The organism is Streptomyces incarnatus, from assembly GCF_001027185.1.
Taxonomy (GTDB): Bacteria; Actinomycetota; Actinomycetes; order Streptomycetales; family Streptomycetaceae; genus Streptomyces; species Streptomyces puniciscabiei.
Genome location: NZ_CP011497.1, coordinates 3,481,148 through 3,496,987, shown reverse-complemented (window position 1 = coordinate 3,496,987; position 15,840 = coordinate 3,481,148). Strand labels below are relative to the sequence as shown.

16 protein-coding genes are annotated in these 15,840 nt (G+C 72.1%); 5 read left to right on the top strand and 11 right to left on the bottom strand.

Going from position 1 to position 15,840, the window contains the following annotated elements:
* The first annotated feature begins 41 nt into the window (after nt 1-41).
* Entirely contained in the window at nt 42-1,667 is a 1,626-nt protein-coding gene (groL, locus tag ABB07_RS15435; protein ID WP_208899267.1) for a chaperonin GroEL, read from the top strand.
* Nucleotides 1,668-1,754: 87 nt separating this feature from the next.
* On the opposite strand, the gene ABB07_RS15430 is transcribed toward groL, so the two are convergent.
* The 8 genes from ABB07_RS15430 to ABB07_RS15395 form a co-directional block, all read right to left on the bottom strand.
* On the bottom strand, nt 1,755-1,940 hold the full coding sequence (locus ABB07_RS15430; RefSeq protein WP_208899266.1) for an acyl-CoA carboxylase subunit epsilon: 186 nt from the start codon (nt 1,938-1,940) through the stop codon (nt 1,755-1,757).
* The gene (locus ABB07_RS15425; protein WP_208899265.1) at nt 1,937-3,556 is read right to left on the bottom strand and encodes an acyl-CoA carboxylase subunit beta; all 1,620 of its coding nucleotides are present in this window, start codon (nt 3,554-3,556) and stop codon (nt 1,937-1,939) included. Before ABB07_RS15425 ends, ABB07_RS15430 begins: the two co-directional genes overlap by 4 nt.
* A gap of 127 nt (nt 3,557-3,683) precedes the next feature.
* Complete coding sequence (locus tag ABB07_RS15420) at nt 3,684-5,237, bottom strand: FAD-binding oxidoreductase (RefSeq protein ID WP_208899264.1); 1,554 nt, start codon at nt 5,235-5,237, stop codon at nt 3,684-3,686.
* The gene (locus ABB07_RS15415) at nt 5,234-5,572 is read right to left on the bottom strand and encodes a YciI family protein (RefSeq protein WP_208899263.1); all 339 of its coding nucleotides are present in this window, start codon (nt 5,570-5,572) and stop codon (nt 5,234-5,236) included. Before ABB07_RS15415 ends, ABB07_RS15420 begins: the two co-directional genes overlap by 4 nt.
* Nucleotides 5,573-5,586: 14 nt before the next feature.
* Nucleotides 5,587-6,333, bottom strand: coding sequence for an AfsA-related hotdog domain-containing protein (locus ABB07_RS15410; protein ID WP_208899262.1), 747 nt, complete (start codon nt 6,331-6,333; stop codon nt 5,587-5,589).
* A 53-nt stretch (nt 6,334-6,386) separates the two neighbouring features.
* A complete protein-coding gene (locus ABB07_RS15405; RefSeq protein WP_208899261.1) occupies nt 6,387-6,665 on the bottom strand; it encodes a phosphopantetheine-binding protein in 279 nt (92 codons plus the stop codon).
* Complete coding sequence (locus tag ABB07_RS15400; RefSeq protein ID WP_208899260.1) at nt 6,659-7,417, bottom strand: SDR family NAD(P)-dependent oxidoreductase; 759 nt, start codon at nt 7,415-7,417, stop codon at nt 6,659-6,661. The genes ABB07_RS15405 and ABB07_RS15400 overlap by 7 nt, the downstream gene beginning before the upstream one ends.
* Nucleotides 7,414-8,760 carry a class I adenylate-forming enzyme family protein gene (locus ABB07_RS15395; RefSeq protein ID WP_208899259.1) on the bottom strand — a complete coding sequence of 449 codons (1,347 nt, stop codon included), beginning with the start codon at nt 8,758-8,760 and terminating at the stop codon, nt 7,414-7,416. Before ABB07_RS15395 ends, ABB07_RS15400 begins: the two co-directional genes overlap by 4 nt.
* A 325-nt stretch (nt 8,761-9,085) precedes the next feature.
* Between ABB07_RS15395 and ABB07_RS15390 the strand changes: the two genes are divergently transcribed.
* Complete coding sequence (locus tag ABB07_RS15390) at nt 9,086-9,748, top strand: 4'-phosphopantetheinyl transferase family protein (protein WP_208899258.1); 663 nt, start codon at nt 9,086-9,088, stop codon at nt 9,746-9,748.
* Between the two features lie 58 nt (nt 9,749-9,806).
* Here ABB07_RS15390 and ABB07_RS15385 read toward each other — a convergent pair whose 3' ends face one another.
* The 3 genes from ABB07_RS15385 to ABB07_RS15375 form a co-directional block, all read right to left on the bottom strand.
* Nucleotides 9,807-10,544 (bottom strand): HAD family hydrolase, encoded by a 738-nt coding sequence (locus ABB07_RS15385; protein WP_208899257.1) that lies wholly within the window; start codon nt 10,542-10,544, stop codon nt 9,807-9,809.
* Between the two features lie 8 nt (nt 10,545-10,552).
* Nucleotides 10,553-11,425: a helix-turn-helix transcriptional regulator gene (locus ABB07_RS15380; RefSeq protein WP_244189373.1), complete on the bottom strand. Its 873-nt coding sequence runs from the start codon at nt 11,423-11,425 to the stop codon at nt 10,553-10,555.
* A 1,012-nt stretch (nt 11,426-12,437) separates the two neighbouring features.
* Nucleotides 12,438-13,043, bottom strand: coding sequence for a TetR/AcrR family transcriptional regulator (locus ABB07_RS15375; protein ID WP_208899256.1), 606 nt, complete (start codon nt 13,041-13,043; stop codon nt 12,438-12,440).
* A 259-nt stretch (nt 13,044-13,302) separates the two neighbouring features.
* Between ABB07_RS15375 and ABB07_RS15370 the strand changes: the two genes are divergently transcribed.
* From ABB07_RS15370 to ABB07_RS15360, 3 genes are all read left to right on the top strand, one after another.
* Entirely contained in the window at nt 13,303-13,629 is a 327-nt protein-coding gene (locus ABB07_RS15370) for a putative antibiotic biosynthesis monooxygenase (RefSeq protein WP_208899255.1), read from the top strand.
* Nucleotides 13,630-14,416: 787 nt separating this feature from the next.
* Nucleotides 14,417-15,064, top strand: coding sequence for a sensor histidine kinase (locus ABB07_RS41990; RefSeq protein WP_425264726.1), 648 nt, complete (start codon nt 14,417-14,419; stop codon nt 15,062-15,064).
* Nucleotides 15,065-15,072: 8 nt separating this feature from the next.
* Nucleotides 15,073-15,789, top strand: a complete 717-nt coding sequence (locus tag ABB07_RS15360) for a response regulator (protein WP_208903459.1) — start codon at nt 15,073-15,075, stop codon at nt 15,787-15,789.
* The last annotated feature ends 51 nt before the right edge of the window (nt 15,790-15,840 follow it).

Below are 15,840 nucleotides of genomic sequence, written 5' to 3'. Positions count from 1 at the left end.
TCGTTTACCACCCATAGATTTCCGAGAGGGCTCCCGCTGTCATGGCGAAGATCCTGAAGTTCGACGAGGACGCCCGTCGCGCCCTCGAGCGCGGCGTCAACAAGCTGGCCGACACGGTGAAGGTGACGATCGGCCCCAAGGGCCGCAACGTCGTCATCGACAAGAAGTTCGGCGCCCCCACCATCACCAACGACGGTGTCACGATCGCCCGCGAGGTCGAGATCGAGGACCCGTACGAGAACCTCGGCGCGCAGCTGGTGAAGGAGGTGGCGACCAAGACCAACGACATCGCGGGTGACGGCACCACCACCGCCACCGTGCTCGCCCAGGCGCTGGTCCGCGAGGGCCTGAAGAACGTCGCCGCCGGCGCCTCCCCGGCCGCCCTGAAGAAGGGCATCGACGCCGCCGTCAAGGCCGTCTCCGACGAGCTGCTCGCCTCGGCCCGCCCGATCGACGAGAAGTCCGACATCGCCGCCGTCGCCGCGCTGTCCGCCCAGGACCAGCAGGTCGGCGAGCTCATCGCCGAGGCGATGGACAAGGTCGGCAAGGACGGTGTCATCACCGTCGAGGAGTCCAACACCTTCGGTCTGGAGCTGGACTTCACCGAGGGCATGGCCTTCGACAAGGGCTACCTGTCGCCGTACTTCGTGACGGACCAGGAGCGCATGGAGGCCGTCCTGGAGGACCCGTACATCCTCATCAACCAGGGCAAGATCTCCTCCATCCAGGACCTGCTGCCGCTGCTGGAGAAGGTCATCCAGGCCGGCTCCTCCAAGCCGCTGCTGATCATCGCCGAGGACGTCGAGGGCGAGGCCCTGTCGACCCTGGTCGTCAACAAGATCCGCGGCACCTTCAACGCCGTCGCGGTGAAGGCCCCCGGCTTCGGCGACCGCCGCAAGGCGATGCTGCAGGACATGGCGATCCTCACCGGCGCCACCGTCATCTCCGAGGAGGTCGGCCTCAAGCTCGACCAGGTCGGCCTGGACGTGCTCGGCTCCGCCCGCCGCGTCACCGTCACCAAGGACGACACCACCATCGTCGAGGGTGCCGGCAAGCAGGAGGACCTGACGGGCCGCGTCGCCCAGATCAAGGCCGAGATCGAGAACACCGACTCCGACTGGGACCGCGAGAAGCTCCAGGAGCGCCTCGCGAAGCTGGCCGGCGGCGTGTGCGTGATCAAGGTCGGCGCCGCCACCGAGGTGGAGCTGAAGGAGAAGAAGCACCGTCTGGAGGACGCCATCTCCGCGACCCGCGCCGCGGTCGAGGAGGGCATCGTCTCCGGTGGTGGCTCCGCCCTGGTCCACGCCTCCAAGGTCCTCGAGGGCAACCTCGACAAGGCCGGCGACGAGGCCACCGGTGTCGCGGTCGTCCGCAACGCCGTGGTCGAGCCGCTGCGCTGGATCGGCGAGAACGCCGGCCAGGAGGGCTACGTCATCGTCTCCAAGGTCAAGGACCTGGAGAAGGGCAACGGCTACAACGCCGCCACCGGTGAGTACGGCGACCTGGTCAAGGCCGGCGTCATCGACCCGGTGAAGGTCACCCGCTCCGCCCTGGAGAACGCCGCCTCCATCGCCTCCCTGCTGCTCACGACCGAGACCCTGGTCGTCGAGAAGAAGGAAGAGGAAGAGCCGGCCGCCGCGGGCCACGGCCACGGCCACGCCCACTGACCCGACCGGGCACAGCCCCGACAGGCCCGGCGCTCCTCTCGAGCGCCGGGCCTGTCCCGTTTCCGCCGGCCCCCGCGCCGGCGCACGTCACGCCGTCCGGCCCCATACCGCGGCCGGCCGGTGGGTGCGTCCCTGACGGGCCCAGGACGCCGGGCGGATGACATCGGCGGGCAGGTCCCCCACGCGGTGGTTCACCACGCTGTGCAGGACGACCAGGACGGCGGCGAGCTCCTGAGGGGTCGGCTCGCCCGACTCGATCCGGATCCCGTTCATGCCGGCTGGTTCCCGTGCTTGCGGTGCGGCAGCGGCGCGCTCTTGGTGCGCAGCATCCGCAGGCCCGAGGCGAGCACGGCCCGCGTGGACTGCGGGGTGATCACGTCGTCGACGAGGCCGCGCTCGGCGGCGTAGTACGGGTGCATCAGCTGCGCCCGGTACTCGGCCACGCGCCGGGCCCGGACCGCCTCCGGGTCGTCGGCGGCGGCGATCTCCCGCCGGAAGATGACGTTCGCGGCGCCCTCCGCGCCCATCACCGCGATCTCGTTGGCGGGCCAGGCGTACGACAGGTCGGCGCCTATGGAGCGGGAGTCCATGACGATGTAGGCGCCGCCGTAGGCCTTCCGCACGATCATCTGGATGCGCGGCACGGTCGCGTTGCAGTACGCGTACAGCAGCTTGGCGCCGTGCCGGATGATGCCGCCGTGTTCCTGGTCCACTCCGGGCAGGAAACCGGGCACGTCCACCAGCGACACCACCGGGATGTTGAAGGCGTCGCACAGCTGCACGAACCGTGCGGCCTTCTCCGAGGCGTGGATGTCGAGCACCCCGGCGAGCACGAGCGGCTGGTTGGCGACCACACCGACGGGGGCGCCCCCGATCCGGCCCAGCGCGCAGATCACGTTGCCCGCCCAGCGCTCGTGCACCTCCAGGAACTCGCCGTCGTCCAGCACCTCCTCGATCACCCGGCGCATGTCGTACGGCTGCGCCGGGTCCGCCGGCACGAGGTCCAGCAGGCCGGGGCACAGCCGGTCCGGCGGGTCCGCCGAGGGCGCCTCGGGCGGGGTCTCGGTGCTGTTCTGCGGGAGCAGCGACAGCAGATAGCGGACCTCCTCCAGGCAGGTCTCCTCGTCGTCGTAGGCGAAGTGCGCGACACCGGAGGTCGCGGCGTGCACGTCGGCGCCGCCGAGCCCGTTCTGCGTGACCTGCTCGCCGGTCACCGCCTGGATGACGTCCGGGCCGGTGATGAACATCTGCGCGGTCTCGCGGACCATGAACACGAAGTCGGTCAGGGCGGGGGAGTAGGCGGCGCCCCCGGCGCACGGGCCGAGCATCACGCTGATCTGCGGGATGACCCCGGACGCCCTGACGTTGCGCTGGAAGATGCCGCCGTAGCCGGCCAGCGCGGTGACACCCTCCTGGATGCGGGCGCCCGCACCGTCGTTGAGCGACACCAGGGGCGCTCCGGCCGCCAGGGCCATGTCCATGATCTTGTGGATCTTCTGGGCGTGCGCCTCGCCGAGCGCGCCGCCGAAGATGCGGAAGTCGTGCGCGTACACGAACACGGTACGGCCGTGGATCGTGCCCCAGCCGCCGATCACCCCGTCCGTGTGCGGTCGTTTGTCCTCCAAGCCGAATCCGGTCGCCCGGTGCCGGCGCAGCGGCTCGACCTCCTGGAACGTGCCGGGATCCAGGAGGATCCCGATGCGCTCCCGGGCCGTCAGCTTGCCCTTGGCGCGCTGCCGTGCGGTGGCGGCGGCGTCGCCCGCGACCACGCCCGAGCGCAGCCCTTCCAGTTCCGCGGTGCGGGCCCGCAGCGACGGCTGGACGGCCGGGGCGGCGAACTCCTCTTCCAGTTCGGCCAGTTGACTGCTGCTCACGGTCTGCACGGACATGGCCGGTCTCCTTTCCGTTGTCTGATCCCTTGTCTGATCGCGTGTCTGATCGCTTGTCCGATCCCTGTCTGATCCGTGTCCGGTCCCTTGTCCGGTTCCTTGTCCGGTTCCTTGTCCGGTCCGGGAGTCACAGGCCGAGGCCGCGGTAGCGGCGGGGCCACAGGCCGTGGCTGCCGGGGGCCAGGACGCCCGCCGGGTCGAGGGTGTCCTTCACCCGCTCGCCGAGCCGCCGCAGAGCGTGGTCGTGCTCGGCGTAGGCCGCCGCGACCTCGTCCATCAGGGCCGGGTGCGCCTGCCGTACGCCGAGTCCGTCGGCCGCCGCCCGTGTCACCAGGCGGCGGGCCAGGGCCAGGGCGCCGGCCCGGCCGTCCGGGTCGTGGACGTCGAACACGACCGGCACATGGTGGTGCAGGACCCGCCGGCCCACCACGAAGGAGCCCAGGTAGTCGTGGTCCGCCGCGTGCAGCAGCCGCCGGGTGCTGCCGTACTGCCCGAGCGCGTCCGCGCCCGTGGCCGGCAGCACGGGTGTGACGGCCAGATGCCCGCCGTGCTTCAGCCAGCCGTCGGCCGCGTCACCCCACAGCCCGGCCGGCGCCCGGTCCGCACCCGGCTCGCCCAGCGTGCACCGGGCGCCCGGGACCGGCTCCAGCGCCTCCCGCAGCGCCGCCCACCGGGCGTTCACCACGGCCGGGTGACCGGCCAGCGTGCCGTACGCGGTCCAGTGCCCGAGCCGCAGCTCGCGCACGACGGAGGCGACGGCGTCCTCGGGCACCGGGCCCGGCACACCGGGGAAGTCCTCGCGGCGTCGCCCGGCCGCCGCAGCGGCCAGCAGCGGGCCGCGCACGATGGGCGGCTCGGTGAGCGTCCCGTCGGCGCGCAGCGCCCGCAGGATGTCTACGAGCGGGCCGAGGTCGTCCGCGCGCGGCACGGTGACGACATAGGAGCGGCGGTCGGCCGGCGCCGGGCGCAGCCGTACGCCGAGTCTGGTGACGACCCCCAGGTTGAGGGGCGCGAACATGGTGTCGAAGGAGGGACCGTGGCCGTACGGCCACAGATGAGCGGTGCGCGCGCCCGGCACGGCACCGGTGCCGGTGCGCACCAGCTCGCCGTCGGGCAGGACGACCTCCAGACCGCACCACAGCGGCGGCTCGTCCTCGTACGGGGCGAGACCGCCGGTGTCCAGGGCGTGGCCGAGCACGCTGCCCCAGCCGAGGTCCACCGGGTCCAGCCGGTAGGGCAGCCGGTGGGCGGCGAGGTGCGCGGCGAGGTCGGCGAAGGTGACGCCGGGTTCGACCACGGCGTGCCCGAAGGTGGCGTCGACGGCCACGATCCGGTTCAGCCCGGCGAGGTCCAGGACGACCGCGCCGGGCAGCCGGGGGGCCGCCCCGCCCAGACCGGTGTGGCGGCCGGGCAGGGCGGGGGCGAGCGGGATCCGGTGGCGGCCGGCGAGGGGCAGCAGCTGCCGTACCTCCTCGACCGAGCGGGGCAGCAGGGCGGCGCTGGGGGCGAAGTGCCCGGCTCCGCACACCGCCTGGGGATCGTCGTACCCGGTGAGGGCCACCGCCTCGGCGGTCAGCACCCGGGAGTCGCCGAGCACCGCGCGGAACGCGGTGAGTGCCTCGGCGAACTCCCGGGCGCCGACACCGTGCGGGAGCCGGGTACGGCCGCCGACGGAGGTCACGGCCGGCCGTCCGGGCCGGCCCCGGTGCGGGGCACGGCGTCGGTGAGCCGCACCGGGGAGTTCAGCGAGGGCGCGAACGCCTGGACCTCGATGCGCTCCCAGACGCCCGAGACGGCGAACGGATCGTTGAAGGCGAACTCCTCGGCCTGCTCGCGGGTCTCCGCCTCGACCAGGATCAGGCTTCCCACCGGAGTGCTGCCGTCCTCGGCGACCAGGGGCCCGTAGAGCACCGGCACCACCGGGGCGGCGCGCAACCGGGCCGAGTGCGCGGGCCGCTGGTCCGCGCGCAGTCCGGCGGTGCCCGGCGCGTCGAGGCAGTGGATGACCCACAGCATCGGTCTCCGCCTCCTCACACGCCGGCGAGCGCCGGCTCGCGCAGCTGGGCCAGTCCGTTCGCCACGGCCTGGCGGGCCGCGATCTTCTCCTGCTTGACGCTGACCGGCTCGGGGATCACCCGGTACTCGGCCTCGACCACGCTGGCGAGGGTGTCGCCGTGGTGGACGGAGATACGGCACCGGAAGACCGTGCCGACCGGGGTGCGGGCCAGCTCCAGCAGCTCGTAGCGCAGCGTGGCCGCCAGCGGGAAGACGAAGCTGTGGAAGGAGGACGACACCGAGCCGATGACGAACCGGGTGCGCTCGGGACCGGTGACGTAGAACTGCTCGGTCACCACCGTCCAGAACTGGCGGGCGGCCTCCAGCAGGGTGATCGCCGGGATGTGCTGGCCGGTGAGGTGGTCCGCGAGCACCTCCACGCGCTGGTCGAGCACCAGGTCGGCGACGAACGCGTGCTCACCGACCTGACCGACCGGCCCGATCAGCACGTTGGCCGGGTCGTGCTTGTGGGTCAGCCGCTGCTCGGCGCGCTCGGGTATGCCGGGTTTGGCGACCGTCACGGTCGGTGCGTGCCGGTCGACCAGCCCGCGCAGTTCCTCCAGCTGCTCGGTGCTCAGGCCCTGGCCGACGCTGAGGGCGAGGCGCTCCGGCAGGTCGCCGGAGCGCAGCCGCTCCAGCAGGGCGGAGACCGGCACGGTCCCGCGGTTGGCGAGGAACTCCTCGAAACGGTCCCCGACGACGATGACTGCTTCCTGTGACATGACTCGGTCCTTCGCTCGTTGGTGGGCGATCCGTGTGCTCCGGGATCGGGGTCTCAGACGGAGGCCGCGGCGAGGTTCGCCAGCGTCTCGACGTAGGCGTCGGTCAGCTCGCGCACCGTTCGCACGTCGGAGATGACGTAGTCCTCCTCGAACGGGTCGGCGCCGAACTCGATCTCCAGCTGGATGATCAGCCGGGCCAGCAGCAGGGAGTTGAGCCCGATCCGGGCCAGCGGCTCGTCCCCGGTCAGCAGCGTCACGGGGCGGCCGGCCTCCTTGAGCAGGGCGTTGATGTTCTCGTGGACGGTCGCGGTGATGTCGGTCGTGGTCAGCATGTGATTCCTCCGTCGACGACGATGGTCTGCCCCGTGATGAACGAGGCGCCGGGTGAGATGAGGTAGAGCACGGCATCGGCGATCTCGTAGACCGTGCCGAGCCGGCCGAGCGGGGTACGCCCCTGGATGCGCTCCTTGTTCCGCTCCGTGACGTCGGCCGTCATGTCGCTGTCGAAGAAGCCGGGGACGATCGAGTTGACCCGGATGTCGAACGCGCCGAGCTCCCGGGCGAGACTCCGGCTGAACCCGTCCAGTCCCGCCTTGGCGGCGGAGTAGACGGCCACCCCGCGGTAGCCGCGGATGGCGTTGATGGACGAGACGTTGAGGATCTGGCCGCCGCCCTGCTTGGTCATCGCCCGGGCGCAGGCGTGCGCGAGCGTGATCGGGGCGAGGAGGTTGGCGGTGATCAGGGTCGAGGTCTGTTTCGCGGACGTGGTCAGGAACAGCTCCTGGTGCAGCACGCCCGCGTTGTTGATGAGCAGGTCGATCCGGCCGAAGCGGCGCAGCACCGTGCGGACCGTCGCGCGCAGCGAGTCGGGGTCGGTCAGGTCCGCGGCCTCCCACAGGAACCGGTCCTCGGCGGTGACCTGGAGCTCCTTGACGAACGCGTTCGCCGACCTGCTGAACGTGGCCACGCGCCAGCCGTCCATCAGCAGCCGCTCCACCAGCAGCCGGCCCAGTCCCTTGCTGCCGCCGCTGATCAGGGCGACCCGGTCGCGATGGCCGGTGCCGTAGTCGGGTACGGCGCTCATGCGGCGCTCCGGATCTTCTTGTAGCGGTCGGAGTGCATCGGCGCCTCTGCGATCTCGACCAGGGCCGGCACCTTGTACGGCTCCAGCCGCGCGGTGCAGAACTCCCGCACCCGGCGCGTCAGTTCGCGCCGGTCCTCGGCCTCGACCAGCTGCACGGTGGCCTTGACGACCATGCCGGTCACCGGGCTCGGCCGGCCGCTGACGGTGGCCTCGGCGATGTTGTCCAGCTGGAGCAGGACGGACTCGACCTCGCTCGGGTAGACCTTCTCGCCGCCCACGTTGATGATCTCGGAGTTGCGGCCCAGGATCCGCACCCAGTCGCCGTCCACCTCGACCACGTCCTGGGTGTTGAAGTAGCCCTCGTCGTCGAAGGGCGCCGGGGCGTTGAGGTAGCCCAGCATCGCCATCTCGGAGCGGATCCACAGGACGTTGTCGATGATCTTGTGGTCGAAGCCGGAGTCGCCGAGCTTCACCCACAGCGTGTCGTCGCCCCGGGAGCGCGTCGGCAGGATGCCCAGCTCCGACAGGCCGTACGTCTGCTTCAGCCGGACCCCGGGCAGCGCCTTGCCGAGCCGGTGCAGCGTCTGCAGCGGCATCGGCTCGGTGCCGTACGTCACCAGGCGCAGGGAGCCGGTGGCGAACCGCTCGTGGGCCGCGGAGATCAGCACCATGTTCAGGAAGGTGGGCGTGGTCGGCAGGATCTCCACCCGGTGCTCCTCGATCGCCCGGAACACCGCGTCCGGCGTGCGCTCGGCGACCGTGATCACGGTGCCGCCCTGACTGAGCGTGTGCAGCAGGGTGTTGACGCCGCCGATGTGGTCCAGGCTGAGGAAGGACAGGATGCGGCTCGGCTTCTTCGCCTCGCCGTACCGGCCGAGCACCTTGTCGAAGTCCAGCACCGAGGCCTTGCTGCGGCCGGTGGTGCCGGAGCTGAACAGCACCAGACCGGGATGCCCCGTGCCGCGCAGCCGCTCGTACAGCTCGTGCCCGGCGCGCCGCCCCGTGCGCTCGGCCCGGTGCCCGGCGCCGCTCGCGTCGACGTGGATCACCACCTCGACCTGGGCGACGTCCAGGAACTCCGCGCGCTTGGCGGCCGGGAGGGCGCTGAGCGGTACGACCACGGCGCCGCGCTCGATCAGCGCGAGCAGGCCGGCGCAGGCCTGCGGGGAGTAGGCGCCCTCCAGGGTGACGACCTCGCCGGCCGCGACCTGGTGGCGGTCGAGGAAGCCGCGCCAGTCGTCGACGAGGCGCAGCAGCTCGTCATAGCCGTGGGACCGGCCCTCGAACACGATGGACTCGGTATTCCCGAAGGATTCCAGCCGTTCCAGAAAAGGGTGGGGCATCGCTGTCTCCCGTTGGTGTTTTCGCCTGTTTTTGAATTCGTGTGCGATGTCGATGCGGAAAACGCTAGTTCCGGACTGTTCTGGGGTTCAATCTGCCTTTTCCGGGGTCTCTTCCGGGGTGTCCACCGGGTATGCCCGAAGGGGTGTGTCCGCATGGCCAGGGGTGGGGGTGGCCGTACGGCCATGTAGCGGAAGAGGCATCGGGCGAGGCACGATCGGGGCAGCGAAGCACTGCCGTGACCTTGTCCTGGGATGGCAGTGGCCCGCCGCACACGGCGGGCTTCGGTGCGCCTTTTCCGCGGCGCCTTTCATCCCAGGAGAAGTCGTGATCCAGCAGATACTGCCGCCCGTCGTCGCCGGCGCCGACACCACCGCCGACCTGCTCGACTCCCCGGTTTTCCCGGAGGAGGAGGCATATCTGGAACAAGCGGTGGAATACCGCCGGCGCGAGTTCGTCACCACCCGCGGCTGCGCCCGCAGCGCCATGGCCGCGCTGGGTCTGCCGCCGGCCCCGGTGGGTTCCGGGGCCAAGGGCGAACCGCGGTGGCCCGCCGGGGTGACCGGCAGCATGACCCACTGCGACGGCTACCGGGCGGCGGCCGTCTCCCGCAGCCGCGACTACCACTCCGTCGGCATCGACGCCGAGCGCCACGAGCCGCTGCCCGCCGAGGTCGTGGAGTACGTCACGGTCGCCGAGGAGCGCGCGCACCTGCGCGAACTGGCCCGCACACATCCCCACGTCCACTGGGCGACGGTGCTGTTCAGTGCCAAGGAGACCGTCTACAAGGCCTGGTATCCGCTCGCGCGGCGCTGGCTCGGCTTCCGGGACGCCCGGCTGACCTTCGATCCGGACGCCGGCACGTACACGGCACGGCTGCTGGTGCCGGGGCCGGTCGTGGACGGCACGCGGATCGGCTGGCTGACCGGCCACTGGTCGGTCCGCGACGGGATCGTCCTGACGGCGATCGCGGTACGGCGCGGCCGGTGAGACCGGCCGGCCCGCGCTCCCGCGGTGCTCCGCACCCCTCCGCCCAGTGCCTTGCCGCTCAGTGCCCCTCTGCCGCTGCGAGCAGCAGAGCGGGCGGGACGGCCGGGCTCGGCAGGCGGCCGGGGGCCGCCGACAGCACCGGCCAGTCGAGGGCCTGGGCGCGTTCCAGCAGCACCCGGTCGGCGCCGACCACCACCGGGTTGCCGACGGCGCCCAGCATGTCCAGGTCGCTGGAGTGGTCGCCGTAGCAGAAGCAGCCGGCGGCGTCGAGCCCGAGTTCCGCGACGCTCTCCCGTACCGCCGCGGCCTTGTTCGAGCCGATCATCGGCCGTACGACCTCCCCGGTCAGCAGCCCGTCCGCGCCGACCACGGGCTCGGAGCACAGGATCCGGTGGGCGCCGAGATCCTCGGCCAGCGGCTCCAGCAGGCCCCGGAAGGAGCCCGAGACCAGCACCACCAGGTCGCCCGCGGTGCGGTGCCGGGTGGCGGCGGCCCAGGCGGCCACGACCACGGCCGTCGGCCCGCACCGGTACTCCTCCCACCACGCGCGTCCGGCCGCCAGCAGGTCGTCGTACCGCTCACCGGCGAAACGGCGGTAGTAGGCGCGGTTGATCTCCGTGCGGGGCACCCCGGAGGCCGCGGCCTGGCGCACCTGGGCCATGACCGCCTCGTGGCCGCTGCCGTCGTCGCCCTGCCGGGCCATCCAGAAACGCAGGAAGTCGAACATGCTCTTGACGTTGACCAGCGTCTCGTCGACGTCGAAGAACGCGGCGCGGTCGTGGCGCGTGCTGCTCATGGCGGGGCTCACCAGCCGTTCGTGAGGGTCGGGGCGGACACCGGGTCGGCGGCCGCCGGGAGGGGAAGCACGCCGCCGCGTACGGGGAGTTCGGCAGGACGCGGGGCCGGGCGGTCGTGGTGCTGCGGGGCCGGTCGCTCGGCCTGGTGCGGGGCCGGCGGGGCGCACAGTCCGTCGCGTATCGCGCGGACGGTCGCCAGCGTGCGGTTGGGGCAGTTCAGCTTGGCGAGGATGTTCGCGACGAGGCGCTTCACCCCGTGCTCCGAGATGTGCAGCCGGCGGGCGATCTGCTTGTTGCTCAGGCCCTCCACGAGATGCGTCAGGGCCTCGCGCTCGCGCGGCGTCAGACGGGGCGTCACCGGAACGGGCCGCGCGCCGCGGCCGGCGAGCTGGAGCAGGTCGCGGGTGAGCGAGGCGGGGATGTGCACGTCGCCGTCGCGCATCACGGTCAGCACCTCGTGCAGGTCCTCGACCTGGAGGCCGCCCGAGCACAGCAGGGACACGCCGGGCAGCGAGGCCACGCGGGCCAGGTCCACCGAGTCCAGGTCGGGCAGGAGCAGCAGCACCCGCACGCCGTAGGCGACCACGCGGTGCAGTACGGAGTCGGGGTCCAGGTCGGTGCCCCGGGGAGCAACGATGAGCAGGTCGGTCGCCGCGTCGGAGACCGCGTCCACGGCGGACGTGAGATCGGCGAAGGCGTGGCAGGCGGCCACGCCGCGGAGCGGACGCAGCATGCCTTCGAGGCCGTAGCGCTGCAGGTCGTCGTGGACGGACAGGATGACGTTCAGGGGCTCGGAGAGCACTGCCGCGAGGGCAGTACGGCGCGGTGACATGGTGACCGTACCTCCAGGGGTCCTGTGGTTGACCGCGGGTACTTCCATGCCCGGAACGCTAGAGCCGCCCGGCCGCCGATGGGCGCCCACTGCCTCCAAGACGGGGTGGCCACGGACCGAAAGTGGTAGCGCGGTACCTCGCCGGCAGAACCCGGCAGACCCCCGGGCCGACCGCCTGGAGCCGCCCGCGTGCCCACGAGCCGCCTGCCACCGACGCCGACCCGCGCCGGCCGACGCCAGAAACTCGTACAGCAACCGCCGGTGGGCACCCGGTGCGGAGACCTGTGGCGGGGCGGCCGGGCGTGATCGGGGCGGTGGGCGCCTGTGGGGTGGGGCGGCTGGGCGTGATCGGGGTGGTGGGGGCCTGTGGTGGGGCGGCCGGGCGTGATCGGGGCGGTGCGGGCCGGTGGGGTGGGGCGGCTGGGCGTGGTCGTGTGCCCGTGTGCGGAGCGCGCTCGCGGTGGGCCACTGGCGCGCCCGCCCAGGCATGACGGCGATCGGCGACTCGCGAGGGTTCGGGGCGGTCGCTGGGCGGACGGGGCCGTGGGGGCGGGTGGTGTGGCGGGGTGCCGGCTCGCGGTGAGGATCGAGTCGGTTGCCGGGGTGCGGGTCTGGGTGGAGCGGGTGCGGCGGATGGGTGGTTGTGCGGCTGCGAGTGGGGGCCGGGGTCGGGGGGCCGTGACGGGAGTGCCGGCCGTGGCTCAGCCTGCGGTGGGTGTCCGGCCCCCGGGAGTGCGGGCTGTGCCTCGGTCGGTTGCCGGGATGCGGGTCTGGGTGGAGCGGCGCGGTGGATGGGCGGTCGCGCGGCTGCGAGCGGGGGCCGGGGGGACCGCGACGGGAGTGCCGGCCGTGGCTCAGCCTGCCGTGGGTGTCCGGGCCCCGGGAGTGCGGGCTGTGCCTCGGTCGGCTGCCGTGGCTCAGCCTGCCGTGGGTGTCCGGGCCCAGGGAGTGCAGGCTGTGCCTCGGTCGGTTGCCGTGGGTGTCCGGGCCCCGGGAGGGGCGCGTCGGCCTTGTGTCAGCCGGTCGTGGGGGTCCGGGTCACCGGAACGGCGTTCGTGGCTCAGGCCGGCGCCGGGGTTCGGGCCTCGAGGGCGTGGCGGGCGAACTCCACCACGTGTTCGCGCAGATCCGGCTGTGACCCGGCCGTGCCGAGGATCAGCCGGGACATCTGCGGCACCGCGGCCGGCCAGACCGCGAGGCCGATCAGGCTCAGCAACACGCGCGCCACGACCGCGGCGGTCTCCTCGTCGCCCAGGGCCTCGCCCAGCCCGAGGCTCTCGCCCAGTGCGGCGATCTTCTCCTCGTAGTGCGCCCGCCGCTGCCCCTCGCCCGGCAGCACCTCGTCCCGGTAGTGCAGGCCCTCCCAGAGCAGGAGGCGTACCAGCACGGGGTTGTCGCGATGGAAGTCGTAGACCCGGCCCACGTACTCGGCGGGATCGTCCCCTCCCTTGAGCGGCACCGCCTCGGCCAGCTCGTCGAGGGCGCGGCCGACGACCGCGTCGAAGAGCTTCTGCTTGTTGCCGAAGTAGCCGTAGATGCGCTCCTTGTTGACCCCGGCGCTCGCCGCGATGCGGTCGACTCGCGCGCCGGCGATGCCGTGAGCTGCGAATTCCTCGGTCGCGGCGCTGAGGAGCCGCTCTTTGGTGGTGTTCGGGTCCCTGGTCATGACCCCAGCGTAGGACGCCGGCCGCTCCTTGCCAACCAACTAGGTGGTTGACATCCAACTGGTTGGTTGGTTCACTGGTGATGTCGCCGAGGGCGGAGCACACACCGCCCCGGCCCCAGGACTCAGCACCACATGCGCCACCTGCATCACCCGCTCCACCCGCACCACCCGGAGCGCCCGGCGGCCCGGCAAACGGCCCCCGCTCCGGCCACCGCAGAGCAAGCCATCGAGATCCGTGCCGACAGGATTGGAATCCGCCATGACCACCGTCGCTCACCGCCCCGCCGAGACCTCGACCGCCGCGTCCGCTCCCGCCGCCCCGGCCCAGGCCTCCACCCCGGCACCGGCGCCGGCCGGGCTGCCCTCGATCCACACCCGGTTCCTGTTCACCTGGCTGTCGGTGTTCTCGGCCCTCACCGTCGTACAGCTCCTGGCCGGTCCGTACGTCGTCCACCTGCCGCTGCTGCTGCGCAACCTGACCGTGACCGGGCTGGTCGTGCCGATCGTCGTCTACGGCCTCGTCCCCGCCCTGCTGAAGGTCCGCGCCGCGGTCCTCGGCCGCCGCACCACTCCCCGACACCGCTGAACCCCGCACCGCTGAACCCCGCACCGCCGATCCCGGCCGTTGTTCGGCCGGCCCCCGAGCCCGCGGTCAATCCCCCGGGCCGCGGTAACCGGACAGGCCTGGCGACTTTTGTTCGCCAGGCCTGTTTCCGTTGCTTTTTCCGCCCTCGCCGTGCCTCCCTGAAGAGTCTTTCGAATTTCAATCAATCAGTGTTTTACAGCGATGTCACACGCGTTTTTTCGGCCACCGGTTACTTCTGGCCGTTGAATCGGCTTACCCTGCACCCCGGCTACCGGGGGTCCGACTCCCGGTCCGTAGGGGGGAGGGGAACGTCTTGGGGGATTCCACGGCAAGCCCGTCCGGTATCGATGCCGGCGGTCTCTGCGCGCAGCGCTTCCGGTCGTACGAGGGCGCGGCCATAGCCGCCTATGCCGAGCGCTTACGTGTCATCAGCAGCCCGCTCGTCGGCTCCGCGGAGGCGTGGCAGCAGTGCGAACTTCAGGCCCGGCGGATCTTCGCCGACTGCGCCGAGAGCCTCGCGCTGGGCCGTACCAAGGTCACCGACAGCCAGATCGCCGAGGTGATGGACCTGGGCGGGATCCGCGTCCAGCAGAGCATCCACCTCACGCACTCGGTGCGCGCCGGCGTCATCCTTTTCGACACGGTGCTGGACTACCTGCTCCAGAGCATCGAGCACGCCGGGGAGAGCGTGCCCGAGCGGGTCGCCGGATACGCCCCGGCCGTCCGGGCCCTGCAGCAGGGCATCGGCCGCCGCCTGGAGGTCGGCTCGATCGCGTACGACTCGTTCATGCTCGGCCGGGTCCGCGAGGTGCACGAGCAGGGGCATCGCAAACTCGCCCGGGAGATCCACGACCAGCTCGGCAACTCCCTCAGCCTGGCCATGCGCCAACTCGAGCTGCACGAACTGGAGTTGAGCCGAAAAGGGGCCGAGGTGTCCAAGGCGGTGCGATCCGCCCGGGCCGCCATCCTGGAGACCCTCGCCCGCACCCGGGAACTCGTCACCGAACTGCGCCGGCCCTCCGTCTCCGGCTGCCTGGAGGCGGCCATCAACCAGTTCGTCGCCTCGATGGGCGACTCCGTGGCGCCCGTACAGGTGTGGGTGCGCGGCCTGGACGAATGGATTCCGCAGCCCGTGTCCGAGGAACTGTTCCTCATGGTGCGCGAGTGCCTGCGCAACGCCTTCCGGCACGCCGACGCGGGCAACATCGTCGTCCACATCGACATCGCACCGCACGAGATCCAGACGGAGATCATCGACGACGGCCTCGGCTTCGACGTCGACGAGGTCCGCACCGGCGGCAGCGCCAACGGCCTGGCCGGACTCCAGGAACGCGCCGAACTGGTGGGCGGCCGCCTCCACATCTCCTCCGCCCGGGGCGGCGGCACCCACGTCACCATCTGGATACCCATCACGGAAGGCCAGGTGACCCGGTGAGCGAGCACATGACCGCCGCACCCGGCGCGCGGCGCGGGGACACCGTCCGCATCCTCGTCGCGGACGACCACACCCTGCTGCGCGAGGCCCTGTGCGACCTGCTGCGCGCCGAGCCGGACTTCGAGGTGGTGGCCCAGGCGGGCAACGGCGAGGACGCGGTACGGCTGGCCGCCGAGCACCGCCCCGACGTCGTACTGCTCGACGTCGAGATGCCCCGCAACGACCCGCCCGTGACCGTCCGCCGTCTGCTGGAGCGCGACCCCGGGCTGCGCATCATCGTGCTCAGCATGTACGACGGTCAGCCGCTGGTACAGGAGTTGCTGCGCCTGGGCGTGCGCGGCTACCTGCACAAGAGCACCGGCCGCGAGACGCTGGTGTCCGCCGTCCGCGACCGTGACGGAGCCGGCGGGCAGACCGTCACGGTGTCCGTGTCCCCCGCGAGTCTGCGCCCCGACCCGGTCCCGGGCGGCGGCGCGGAGGTGCTCTCCGAGCGGGAGACCGAAGTCCTCGCGCTCGTGGCCCAGGCCATGAGCAACCGTCAGGTCGCGGCCCGCCTGGGCATCGCCGAGGGCACCATCAAGCGCCATCTGCGCAACGTTTTCGCCAAACTCGACGCGGTCTCCCGGATCGACGCCGTCAACAAAGCGGTCGAACGCCGCCTGATCCCCGCCCCGGTCCGCCGCTCCGACAGCGCCTTCGGCCCGGGCCCGCACCGGGGTTTCTGAGCGGGGCGGCTCCCGCCGGTGCGGGGATCGCCCGGACCGGGCGGCGGGCGA